This is a genomic window from Exiguobacterium sp. s35, from assembly GCF_018617535.1.
GTDB classification, from domain to species: domain Bacteria; phylum Bacillota; class Bacilli; order Exiguobacteriales; family Exiguobacteriaceae; genus Exiguobacterium; species Exiguobacterium aestuarii.
The window spans coordinates 129,119-140,923 of sequence record NZ_JACSKI010000001.1; the positions used below are offsets into that span (position 1 = coordinate 129,119).

An 11,805-nucleotide genomic window follows, 5' to 3' on the forward strand; every position below is an offset into this window, starting at 1 on the left:
TCCCTCCTGTCCCTAGTGTAGGAAATCTTGAATTCAAAGTACAGGAAACGGCTCACAAAAAAAGTCCCCCGATAGGAGGACTTAAAAGACATACCAAAAGACACAGACGAAGTGGGCAAAGCTTCCGAACAAGATGAACAAATGGAACACTTCATGGAATCCCCATCCCCGCCAGTTGACGAATTTTGGCTTGAACCCGTAGATGAGCCCACCAATCGTATACATGACGCCCCCGAGGACGAGCCAGAAGATGCCGGCGTTACCAATTACGTCATGGAGCGGTCCGATAAAGAAGACGGACAGCCAGCCCATCCCGATGTAGAGCGCGGTCGATAAGAAACGTGGGGCATGGAACCAGACGAGTTTGAAGACGATGCCGAACAAGGCGAGTGCGTGTACGGTACCGAAGAGGACCCAGCGTGTCGGTCCCTCGAGCGCGAGTAGCGTGAGCGGCGCGTATGTACCCGCAATCAATGCGTATATCATCGCATGGTCGATTCTCCGGAAGAAGGCGATGACGTTCGGTGAGGCGATGATGCTATGGTAAAGACCTGACGATAAGTAAAGAAAGACGAGGCTGATCCCGAATAAAATCGCAGCCATAATCGCAAGCGGCGAGCCAAGTAATGAAGCTTTGACGACCATCGCAATCAGCGCAATAAAAGCGAGTACCGCACCAGCGAGATGCGTTAGCGCGTTGATTGGTTCACGGAAAATTGAATTCATGTAAAACACTCCTTATCACATCATGTAGTATCGATAACTACATGATATACTGAAGAGGAACAAACAGCAAGGTGTACCTTTCGACAAATAAGAGTTTTCTATATACTTGAAGGTGAGGTGAGACGGATGAAAGCGAAGAATATTACTGAAACGGAAGGGACGCTCCCGAGGGACGTATTGCCGACTGTCGATTTATACATGGACCAGGTCATCCAATTGTTCGAGCAGCATTATGGGAAGATGAAGCGTGACGAGGATGAGACGATTTTGACGAAGACGATGATCAATAACTATGCCAAGGGCAAGTTGTTCCATCCTGTCAAAAATAAAAAGTATACGAATGAACATCTGATGTTACTCAGTTTGATCTATGAGATGAAAGGTCTCTTGTCGATCAATGACATCAAAGAGACGCTCCGTCCGTTGAACGAGTCGGACGAGACGTTCTCACTCGAGGACTTCTATGAAGCGTATCAAACGCAAAAAGTGAAGAATCTAGAAGCGTTTGAAGCCCAGGCTGACACGCTGTTACATGCATCGCTCGAAAAAGAGAACGGTGTGCAGCGAACGCTCGCCATTGCGTCTGCCGTGCACATGAGCCACTTGTATCAACGATTGGCCGAGCAGTTGATTGATGAGAAATGAAACAACTCCTCCAAGGGCGAATGTCCCACGGAGGAGTTGTTGTTTAATTATTGATGTACTTCTCGTATACCGCACCAAAGTCTTTTCGGTTCCACTCATGATAGTGACGTTGTAGCCAATCGAACGATTGCTCGTTCAATTCCTTGAACGTGTTCGGTACGTTCATGTCGCCTTCGCGAAGCCCGCTCAAAATCGACACCGAGTGTGTGAGCGACGTATTCGCATACTCCATCATGCGACGACCTTCCCGTTGGATTTCTTCGATCGCGAGGAGTGCCTTATACAAATCTTTCACATGCTCGATTTGCTTTTTGTTGATGTCGATCGAGTACGCTTTGTCGCCGATTGAGAATTTGACTTCGACATCGAGGTCGACCGTACCCGCCGTCTCAAACATGACGTGCTTGATTGGATAATGTGAATACGGATAACGATAGAGGACGCGCTTCGAACTGATGGCGCTCGTTCCATCGAGGTGAATCATCGACAAGTTGGTGAAACAATACTCATCTGATTTCGACTTGATCAAGAAATAAATCTTTTCATTGTCTTCGTGAAGGACGTAATCATCCGCATCCGCCTTATCGAAGTCGGACGGGTCAATCACCTCACCGATGTCGCTGAAGCCAGTCAAATCAGAAGCCAGTTTTTTGAACATGTCATTCACTCCTCAATAATGGATTTTATGCATCTCTTTCGGGTCAGAGCCGGTCCGCTCATTACGGTTGAGCGTATCGATGGCCGCCATCTCTTCTTTCGTCAACGTAAAGTCGAATACCTGTATATTCTCTTTGATTCGACTTGGTGTCACCGATTTCGGGATGACGGCGACCCCGTTTTGTAAGTGCCAGCGCAAGATCACTTGAGCCGGTGATTTGCCGTGACGGTTCGCAATCTCGACAATCGTGTCATCTTCGAGCGCTTCGCGTCCTTTCATGAGTGGACTCCACGCTTGAATTTGAATGTCATATCGTTTGCAGAAAGCAATCAATTCCTTTTGAGACAAATACGGATGGATCTCGACCTGGTTCACGGCCGGGACGATCGAGCACGACTGAATAATTTGTTCTAAATGCTCGACTTCAAAGTTCGAGACGCCGATCGCACGGACACGTCCTTCTTCATATAACTGTTCGAGTGCCTTATACGTTTCGACGAACTTCCCAAAACGGGGCATCGGCCAGTGGATGAGGAACAAGTCGACATACTCGAGACCGAGTCGGTCGAGACTATCCTGAAACGCTTGGAGCGCCTCATCGAACCCGTGGAACTCATTCCAAAGCTTCGTCGTCACAAACACTTCTTCCCGAGGAATCCCTGCTTCACGAAGCGCTTGTCCGACACTTTCTTCGTTTTGATAAATCGCAGCCGTATCAATCAAACGATAATCCGAATCAAGCGCAGCTTTGACCGTATCGACCGTCACCGCGCCGTCTTCGACCTTGTACACACCGAGCCCGAGCATCGGCATCTTGACGTTATTATTCAACGTCGTCCATTCCATAACAAATCCCTCCCTCTCGTCTCTAACGTTACCGAAATTTTGGGTGAAGGGAAAGTAAAAACTACAGACGGATGCTTTCCCCGTGCGACTTGATCACAATTTGGTCACGGTCCAGTTTTGCGGCCGCGACGAGCCGATGATAAGGCTCCTCGACCGGCTCATAAGAGAGGACGAACGTGTCCCAATGCATCGGGAAGAAGCGCTTCGCCCCGCTCTCTTTGTACATCATCCAAGCCTGTTCGGGGGTACAGTGCGCCTCTTGGAACGAGTCCGGTTGATAAGCGCCGATCGGGAAGAACGCGAGGTCAATCGGTTCACGGTCGGCGAGCCCTTTGAAAGAGTCGGTATACGCCGTGTCTCCCGCAAACAGCATCCGAATCCCTTTGTATTTGAGGAGATAGCCGTTATAGCCCATATGTTTGTCCCATGGGAAACGGTTGCCCCAATGTTTAACGGGGATGGCCCGGACATCGAGTCCGTTCGCCAAGGTCACTTTGTCATGCGGATGCAGTTCGAGCGTCTGCAGACTCGGGTATCGACGGAGCAGGCGACTCGTCCCTGGAGCGGAGACGACAATCGTCTCGCGGGTGATGAGTCGTTTTAAACTTTTATGGTCAAAGTGGTCCATATGGGCGTGACTGAGCAAGATGACGTCAACCGGTCCGATATCCTCGATGGAGAGGGCGGGAGCCGTGTGACGTTTCATGCCGATTGTCAGCGGTCCTAAATGGACACCGATTCGCTTAGAGAAGACGGGGTCCGTCAAAATTTTGAGTCCATACCAATGGATGAGGACGGTCGAATGCCCGATCCACGTCGCTTGCACATGCGTCTCATCAATGGTTGTCAGTTCTGGACGTTCCGGCCATTTAAAACGTGGGCGGGGGAGCCGTCGTTTGAATCGTGTATAAAGAAAAGTTCCGACGCTCGCCAAGACGGCACTCGGAACGAGGATGCGTCGACGCATCATGCATCACCTCACTGTTCGAATATACTGTCATCATAACGCGGGGAAGAGTGCATCGCATCCGCCTAAAGGAGTAGAAAAAATGGGAGATTGTGGGGTACACTCTTGCGAATCCGCTTTCAATTTGATACGGTGGCAGTAACTTAGGAAAGAGAGGTACACCGTGCCATGAAAAAAACACGTTCACTCCAACGATGAGACGAATCATCACTGTTCGCTTGAACAGTCACGGGTGAAGTGTGTCCATTTTTCAAGTGCGGGAAACGCTCTCTTTCCTCTTTGAACGGATTCCTTCACACCACCGCACTTTGAGCGGATGGTGTTTTTTGTTTCATCGCGTATCGGAAAAATGAGCGAGGTGAAACAGATGTTAGCAATCAAACAAGTTCGGTTCGACTATGACCGAAAACCATTATTTGAAGCGGTCTCTTTTGAGGTCGCAGCCGGAGAACGCGCTGTGTTATTCGGACTGAACGGGAGTGGGAAGACGACACTCTTCCGACTCGTAACAGGGGAATTAACACCACAAGCCGGAATGATTGACTGTCACGGTGAGGTAGGGCTCGTCCGGCAGACGATTGAATCGGAAGACATGTCACTCCTGGAGTGGGTGATGCGGAGCGATCCTGAACGGTATGCGCTCTATAAAGAAGTGTCCTCTGGTGATGAGGTGCGAGTCATGAGCTCCTATGAACAGGCGCTATCACTCGATGTGTACGCGTTAGAACAAGAGGCGACGCAAGCGTTGACCCGTCTCGGGTTGGACGGTCAACTCGACCAAAACATCAACGATTTGAGCGGGGGAGAGAAGACGCGGGCACAACTCTCGACGTTGACGATGAAGCAGGTCGACGTCGTCCTACTCGACGAGCCGACGAACCATCTGGATGTCGAGTCGATTGACTGGCTCACGAAATGGCTGAACCGATTCGACGGAACGGTGCTGATCATCTCCCACGACCGTCAACTGATGGATGATGTCGCAACGGTCATCCTCGAACTGTCGGATGGTGAAGTCACCAGATACTCGGGGAATTATACGGCGTATCGTCGTCAAAAAGAGGAAGAACGCCTGCGTGACGAGCGAGCTCATGCCCGCTACGTGAGCCGCAAGGCAGAACTGCTCGATATGATTGCCCAGTACAAAGGGTGGCACTTGAAGGCGAAAGCGACAGCCAGTGTCCGCAGTCCGGGTGCGCAAAAAGGAGCGGCCAATCTCGCCGTCAAGATGAAGGCGAGAGAACAGAAGTTAAAACAGCTCGAAGACAATCGTCCACGAAAGCCAAAAGAAGAGAAGACCATCTCCGTCCAATTTGCGGCCGATGAGCTCGAAGCGAAGACATGGCTGACGTGTGAAGAGGTGACGTTTGGTTATGACGAACCGTTCTATGAACCGATTTCCTTCTCGATTCAAAAAGGAGAGCGCCTCTCGATCATCGGACCAAACGGAAGCGGCAAGACGACGTTATTGAACGTCCTGATCGGGGAACGAGCACCGCTTTCTGGTGTGATCAAGCGGCATCCTCGTCTGAAGATTGGGTATTTCTCGCAAACGCTCGAACGTTTACCGGAGACGGGGACATTGCTCGAGGCGTTGCTCGCCCATAGTGACATCGGGGAGACGGAAGCTCGGACGCTACTTGCGCACTTCTTGTTTCGTCGGGATGAAGTGCATCGGCCCATCGACGAGGCGAGTATGGGGGAGAAGTGTCGAATCGCCTTTTTGATTCTCTATTTCTCCGACGCGCATCTGTTGGCACTCGATGAACCGACGAACTATTTAGATGTGGCGACACGGGAACAAATCGAGACGGCCTTGTCTGTTTATCCAGGTGGATTATTGCTTATCACGCACGATCGCTACTTTCATCGCTTGACCTCGAGGACGATCGAGCTCGGTAAAACGATTCGTATTCGTGAGAATATGGAGAACGATGAACCGGTCGATGTCGAGCAGATGATGCAAACGATGGACGAATTGACAAAACACGACTTGAAATTTTTTGACGAGGCAGGAAACCTCCTACCATTTGACGAAACGAGTGGAATGAATCGAATCGAGTAGGAGTGAAGAACATGAATGGAGGAAGATTGTCGCGCGCGACGACACGAAAGCGTAAACGAGTGTTCCGGGTGACGACTACGGTAGCCTTGGTCCTCGCTTTGGTCGGGATCATCGCGTTCGCGGCATTGATCGACAAAAAAGAAAAGTCTGCTTTACCGAAATCAGATGAGATTGCGACCGAGATGGTCGATTCCGAGTCGGAACAACCGAACGATACCAAAACCGAGTCCGCAGATACAATCTATATCGGGAAACCGTATACGAAAGTCTATGCAGATGACCGTGTCGCAGTCGTCTATGAGGCCGACCTCGGTGATCGTTTCGAACGTTTGGAGACGGTCAGTGGCTTCGTGAAAGTACAGTTGAATGAGCGTATGACGGGGTGGGTCACGGAAGAGAGTGTGACGACGGAAGCTCCGGCATTGTCGGACGATGACGTGATCGCCGCATGGCAACAAGTCGTCCCGAGCGCTTCGGAGACCGTCCTTGACTGGATCGGCAAAGATGTGGCGACCGTGCGCGCCGAACTTGGTAGCCCGACTGCCGTTCAGCGTGACCAAGTGAACGAATACCATTTCTATGATGGGTTCTTCTTGATGGTACGGGACCAAAAAGTGCGAGCCATCGATTGGGATCGTCAGGCAGTCGCAACACCTGACGTGACACCGACGAACGAACAAGCAACTGGGATTTGGTACGAAGGGGAGACGGTTCAGTTGAAGCTGTTCCCATACAGCGGTGTGATGCGTGTGCGTCTCGAGCACAAGTAAGACAAGACGGGAGAGGAATCTCCCGTTTTTTTTATGATGTTTCATTCAAATGAACGTTTGAATGTTTCGTAAAAATGGAATAAGATAAGAAGTAGAAGGAGGCGTCAGTTATGGGACATCATCATGATCACGACCATCACCATCATCATTCCACGAATCAACGTGCGCTGTTCCTCGCTTTTCTTTTGATTGCGACGTTCATGGTCGTCGAGGTCATCGGCGGACTTTGGACGAACAGTTTGGCACTCTTATCCGATGCGGGGCATATGCTCGGGGATGCGGCGGCTTTAGGACTCAGTTTCCTAGCTGTTCGATTCGGGGCGAAGGCGGCGACACCGAACCGTACGTTTGGATATCGACGCTTTGAAATTTTAGCGGCATTCATTAACGGGTTGACCTTACTCGTCATCTCGATCTATATCTTATTTGAGGCATATCAGCGATTGAGTGCTCCACCAGAAATTTTGAGTGGGGGAATGCTCGTGGTCGCCATCATCGGACTACTCGTCAATATCCTCGCCGCTTGGATTTTGATGCGCGGAGAAAAAGACAATTTGAACGTGAAGAGTGCGTTGCTTCATGTGTTCGGAGACTTGCTGGGGTCAGTCGGTGCCATTACGGCAGCACTTTTGATCATGTCGTTCGGATGGACGTGGGCGGACCCGGTCGCGAGTGCGTTTGTCGCTATCCTCATCTTGATTAGCGGCTATCGCGTGACGCGCGATGCGATTCACATCCTGATGGAAGGGTCACCGGAACAAATCGATGTCCGGGCGATGCAAGCAGAGATTGCCACAGTCGAAGGGGTGAAAGAGGTACACGACCTGCATGTCTGGTCAATCTCTTCGAGTGAGCATGCGGCGACGTGCCATGTGTTAATTGGAGAAGATACGGACGACCAGGCCGTGTTACGTCAAGTGACCGAACGGATTCGTAAATATGGGACGTTCGAGCGCTCGACGGTGCAAGTCGAACGTGAACGACAATGTTGCGAGGAGCGAATCATTTGGTAAGCAAAACGGACACTCACCCGAGTGTCCGTTATTTGCCGTGCACGTCAATCACCACAATCTCTGGTGGGTTGTAGATGCGAGGCACGTTAAAGCTATAATTGAATCCCCGTCCGATCACGTGGGTGAACGACTCGTGTTCATAAAGACCGCCTGCATATTTCGGGAAAAATCCTTGATCAGGGGCGAACAACCCGTTCAATAAATATGGAATCCTCACTTGTCCGCCGTGGGCATGACCGGACAAGACGAGGTCGAAAGGTAAGTCGGAATACGTGTCAACTTCCTCGGCGCGGTGGGAAAGTAATAAGTTAAACGTCTCGTCCGGATCAATGTCTTGCATTGCCGTCGCGACATCAGTTTCCCAACTCCCATAAATATTTTCGTTATATGTTCGTAACGGATCTTCTAATCCACCGATGACGAGATTGACCCCATTGATGGTGATTGGCTCCCATTCGTTTTCGAGAACGGTCACCCCGTGAGAACGAAATACATTCTTGGCATCATGACGAATGTAGTCGGCGGAGTTGTCAATCTCATGATTCCCAGTTACGAAATACATCGGCGCAATGCCGGCGAGTCCCTCGACGAGCTCGAAAGCAGGTTCAGGAGAACGATAGCGGTCGAGCAGGTCCCCCGGCAGGGCAATCAAATCTGGCTTTTGCGCACGGACTTGATCGATCAAAATCGATTGCTTATAACCGTACGAGGCACTATGTAAGTCGGAGAGAAGCACGATGCGAAGCGATTCATCCGCTGACAGCTTGTCAGACGGCACGTCGTACGTCTGAACGGTCAGCGCATTATACGTCGCCGTGAACAGCAAAATGCCGAGCGCGACAAACACGAACGTCGATTTATGTTTCTTCATCACGGCTCCCTCCCTTCATTGTGCCTCTATCTTACCCCGACACGTAGGGGGAAGCAAAAAAATCCCGCTCCTACGAGCGGGATGGATGATTATGCTGCTTTGGCTGTCAATTTCACATCGACATTGCCGCGCGTCGCTTTTGAATAAGGGCACACTTGGTGTGCTTCTTCAACGAGGCGTTCTGCTGTCGCTTGGTCGACACCTTTGATTTCGACTTCAAGCTCGACTGAAATGAAGAACCCTTCATCGTTTTGGTTCAATGTGACATGACCTGTGACGCTCGATCCGTCTGTCTTCACACGTTCTTTCCCGATGATGAGGTTGAGGGCACTACCGAAGCAAGCCGCATATCCTGCTGCGAAAAGTTGTTCCGGATTTGTCGCACCGTCGACGTGTTTCGCGCCTGGCATTGAGACGTCCATGTCGATGACGCCGTCTGTTGATTTCACATGACCTTCGCGGCCACCGATTGCAGTTGCTGATGCTGTGAATAGTGATTTCATGATTCAATTCCTCCATTTCGTTTTAAACAATTAAGTTGTGCACAATTTAAATTATAAAGCAGTCAAAAAGTTTCGCAAGTGATATGCTTGGCTAAAGAAGAGTACGGAGGATTACGTATGGAACAAACATTAAAACTCGAACACCAAATATGCTTTCAATTGTATACCGCTTCAAAAGAGCTTACCCGTTTATATCGCCCAATTTTAGAACCGTTAAACCTGACATATAGTCAGTATCTGGTCATGCTCGTCTTATGGGAAGAGGATGGCATCGATTTGCGTCAACTCGGAATGAGACTGACGCTCGACTCGGGCACATTGTCGCCGCTCGTGAAACGATTGATTCAAATCGGGTATGTCGAAAAGAGTCGTGCGACAGACGACGAGCGAAAAGTCGTCGTTCGTTTGACCGATCGTGGTAGCGCGTTGCGTGAGCAGGCAGCCGATGTGCCGTTACAAGTCAGTGGTATGCTAAATATAGACGAAGCGACATATGTCGCATACATGGGGATGCTCACCGATATCAAGGAGAGACTTCACGATTTCGGGGAGCGTCAGCGCGAGCAGTAAGGAAGGAGGAGCCATGTTTCGAAAATTGATCATCCTCTTGATGGGGATTGGATTGTATATGGCTTGGCAATATGAGATGCCGAACGTCTCTGCCCCGACGAGCATTCAAGTGGAGTCTGAGGTGGCGACGGAACGTGCGACGGATGCACCGAAGTTTACGAGCCAATATGCCGGGCATGATTGGTACCTTGTCGAACGTGGCGGAGATCGTGGCCTTGAACTCATTGAGGAGGACGGCGCCAAAAAAGGATTTTATCAGTTCGAGACAGGAAGCACGTATCGCGGTCTCGTGCTTGATGAGACGACACGTGACCAAGTCGAGGAAATCGGCTTTGAGAAAGTGACGTCTTACAACAAAGGGTTGAATCGCTACCTGATCCCGGATGATCCATCCTTTTCGGTGTTTGCGATTGATGGACAATATGTCACGCTCTTCTTCGACCAACATGACGACGACCGTTTGAAAGGAGTCTTGTCGGTTGATCGCCGAGTGGAAGAGGCGAGTGACGGTTACTACGGTGACATTTCCGCGGAAGGGACCGTCGCGAACGAACAGTTGATGCGAATCTTGATGAACTGGGACCGTGAAAAATATGACTTGAGTGCGCTCGCCGATTATCAGCCACTCTATCCGGTCGTTCGGGCGCACAGTCAGAACATGGCGGAGAACGACTTCTTCAGTCATACGGACCCGGAAGGACGCGACCCGTTTGACCGGATGGATGAAGCGGGACTGTCGTACTCGATGGCCGGAGAGAACTTGGCGATGGGGCAGATGAGCGTGTTCCATGCGCATTGGGGGCTGATGAATTCGAAGGGGCATCGTGAGAACATCATGCAACCTCGATTCAGTCATGCTGCCGTCGGACTCGCCTACAACGATGAGAACAGTCCGTTCTATACGATTAACTTTATTACCCCTAGATAAAAGGATGACTCCTTCTCGGAGCCATCCTTTTTGAGTTAGATGAGCTTTTTAACCGCATCCTCAATCTCGGCCGGTGTCGTCTGTGGCGAGAAGCGTTCGACGACGTTCCCGTCACGGTCGACTAAGAACTTCGTGAAGTTCCATTTGATCGCTTTCGAGCCAAGTAGTCCCGGTGCTTCTTTTGAGAGATACGTAAAGAGTGGGTGCGCGTCTTTTCCGTTCACATCGACTTTCGCAAACATCGGGAACGATACGCCATAGTTAAGCTGACAGAACTCCTGGATCTCTTCGTTTGAGCCCGGGTCTTGATGTCCGAACTGGTTGCATGGGAAACCAAGAATCTGGAGGCCTTGTCCTTTGTACGAGTTGTATAGCGACTCGAGACCTTCGAGCTGTGGCGTGAATCCACACTTACTTGCCGTATTGACGATGAGTAAGACGTCTCCCTTATATGTAGCTAACGGTTGTAGCTGTCCTTTCATGTCCAATGCTTCAAAATCATAGATCATGTCTATTCCCCCTTTTTCTTTAGTATACCAAGAGAGTAACGAGGTCACGACTTTGAACGCGTTGCGTGCAATCAAATTGTTATGAAATCATGATGTCGCTGTTACATATTTCGTGGTGTACAATCCGTATAATGAAACTCGTTGTAGAAAGGAACGGTGTTATGCGACTTTTAAAAAATGAATTTATATGGATCGCGCTCATTTTAATTGGATTATTCTTCTCGAGTGCGACACCTTACTCAGACCAATCGATTGTTTCGCCACTCGAGCGATTCGATTGGAGCTGGATCGAGCCGACGCTAGCGAACGTCGAGTTTGACTATGCAGGCAAAGAAGTGTCACTCGACACGTTAGGGACAGTCGGACTCATCGAGTTCTTGATGCGGAAAACGGCACATTTCGTCACATTCTTCGCTCTCGGTGCTTTGTTCGTCAAGGCGATTTCGAGAACGAACCTTCATGCCGGACTGATCCTTTTGTTTGCCTGGACGCTTGCCAATACGGTCGCCATCTTTGATGAGTATCATCAGAGTTTGACGCCGGAGCGGACGCCGTTACTGCAAGATGTCCTATTGGACAGCAGTGGGGCGATTGCAGGAGTCGTGCTGATTGGTGGCTTCTTATTACTTCGTTCAAAACGAAAACGAGGGAAACGAGCTGGGTATGTCGCATTAAGGTAGTAAAAAAATGATATAGGTTGTTATGTGAAAAGCGCTTTCTTAAAGTGCTTTTCT

The 11,805-nt window shown here is 50.1% G+C and carries 14 protein-coding genes; 7 read left to right on the forward strand and 7 right to left on the reverse strand.

Features of this window, described 5'->3' with window-relative positions; translation table 11 throughout:
* Positions 1-81: 81 nt before the first annotated feature.
* Complete coding sequence (trhA, locus tag KNO75_RS00685; protein ID WP_074032708.1) at positions 82-726, reverse strand: PAQR family membrane homeostasis protein TrhA; 645 nt, start codon at positions 724-726, stop codon at positions 82-84.
* A 126-nt stretch (positions 727-852) separates the two neighbouring features.
* Between trhA and KNO75_RS00690 the strand changes: the two genes are divergently transcribed.
* The gene (locus KNO75_RS00690) at positions 853-1,371 is read left to right on the forward strand and encodes a DUF1836 domain-containing protein (protein ID WP_214819301.1); all 519 of its coding nucleotides are present in this window, start codon (positions 853-855) and stop codon (positions 1,369-1,371) included.
* Positions 1,372-1,414: 43 nt separating this feature from the next.
* On the opposite strand, the gene KNO75_RS00695 is transcribed toward KNO75_RS00690, so the two are convergent.
* The 3 genes from KNO75_RS00695 to KNO75_RS00705 form a co-directional block, all read right to left on the reverse strand.
* Positions 1,415-2,029 carry a PH domain-containing protein gene (locus KNO75_RS00695; protein ID WP_214747806.1) on the reverse strand — a complete coding sequence of 205 codons (615 nt, stop codon included), beginning with the start codon at positions 2,027-2,029 and terminating at the stop codon, positions 1,415-1,417.
* Between the two features lie 12 nt (positions 2,030-2,041).
* Positions 2,042-2,875 (reverse strand): aldo/keto reductase, encoded by an 834-nt coding sequence (locus tag KNO75_RS00700; protein WP_214819303.1) that lies wholly within the window; start codon positions 2,873-2,875, stop codon positions 2,042-2,044.
* Positions 2,876-2,936: 61 nt separating this feature from the next.
* On the reverse strand, positions 2,937-3,842 hold the full coding sequence (locus KNO75_RS00705) for an MBL fold metallo-hydrolase (protein WP_251126013.1): 906 nt from the start codon (positions 3,840-3,842) through the stop codon (positions 2,937-2,939).
* A 367-nt stretch (positions 3,843-4,209) separates the two neighbouring features.
* On the opposite strand from KNO75_RS00705, the gene abc-f reads away from it, so the two are divergent.
* From abc-f to KNO75_RS00720, 3 genes are all read left to right on the forward strand, one after another.
* A complete protein-coding gene (gene abc-f, locus KNO75_RS00710; protein WP_214819307.1) occupies positions 4,210-5,907 on the forward strand; it encodes a ribosomal protection-like ABC-F family protein in 1,698 nt (565 codons plus the stop codon).
* Positions 5,908-5,918: 11 nt separating this feature from the next.
* A complete protein-coding gene (locus KNO75_RS00715) occupies positions 5,919-6,677 on the forward strand; it encodes a hypothetical protein (RefSeq protein WP_214819309.1) in 759 nt (252 codons plus the stop codon).
* 110 nt (positions 6,678-6,787) lie between these two features.
* Positions 6,788-7,690 carry a cation diffusion facilitator family transporter gene (locus KNO75_RS00720; RefSeq protein WP_214819311.1) on the forward strand — a complete coding sequence of 301 codons (903 nt, stop codon included), beginning with the start codon at positions 6,788-6,790 and terminating at the stop codon, positions 7,688-7,690.
* 28 nt (positions 7,691-7,718) lie between these two features.
* Here KNO75_RS00720 and KNO75_RS00725 read toward each other — a convergent pair whose 3' ends face one another.
* Both KNO75_RS00725 and KNO75_RS00730 read right to left on the reverse strand, forming a co-directional pair.
* Positions 7,719-8,561 carry a metallophosphoesterase gene (locus tag KNO75_RS00725; protein ID WP_214819313.1) on the reverse strand — a complete coding sequence of 281 codons (843 nt, stop codon included), beginning with the start codon at positions 8,559-8,561 and terminating at the stop codon, positions 7,719-7,721.
* A gap of 89 nt (positions 8,562-8,650) precedes the next feature.
* A complete protein-coding gene (locus tag KNO75_RS00730; protein ID WP_074032719.1) occupies positions 8,651-9,064 on the reverse strand; it encodes an organic hydroperoxide resistance protein in 414 nt (137 codons plus the stop codon).
* A 117-nt stretch (positions 9,065-9,181) separates the two neighbouring features.
* On the opposite strand from KNO75_RS00730, the gene KNO75_RS00735 reads away from it, so the two are divergent.
* On the forward strand, positions 9,182-9,634 hold the full coding sequence (locus tag KNO75_RS00735) for a MarR family winged helix-turn-helix transcriptional regulator (RefSeq protein ID WP_214819315.1): 453 nt from the start codon (positions 9,182-9,184) through the stop codon (positions 9,632-9,634).
* Positions 9,635-9,647: 13 nt separating this feature from the next.
* Positions 9,648-10,562 (forward strand): CAP domain-containing protein, encoded by a 915-nt coding sequence (locus KNO75_RS00740; protein ID WP_214819317.1) that lies wholly within the window; start codon positions 9,648-9,650, stop codon positions 10,560-10,562.
* Positions 10,563-10,597: 35 nt separating this feature from the next.
* Here the strand turns inward: KNO75_RS00740 and KNO75_RS00745 are convergent, their stop codons facing one another.
* Complete coding sequence (locus tag KNO75_RS00745; protein ID WP_214695149.1) at positions 10,598-11,071, reverse strand: glutathione peroxidase; 474 nt, start codon at positions 11,069-11,071, stop codon at positions 10,598-10,600.
* 161 nt (positions 11,072-11,232) lie between these two features.
* Here KNO75_RS00745 and KNO75_RS00750 point away from each other — a divergent pair, with 161 nt between their 5' ends.
* Positions 11,233-11,751, forward strand: a complete 519-nt coding sequence (locus tag KNO75_RS00750) for a VanZ family protein (protein ID WP_214819319.1) — start codon at positions 11,233-11,235, stop codon at positions 11,749-11,751.
* The last annotated feature ends 54 nt before the right edge of the window (positions 11,752-11,805 follow it).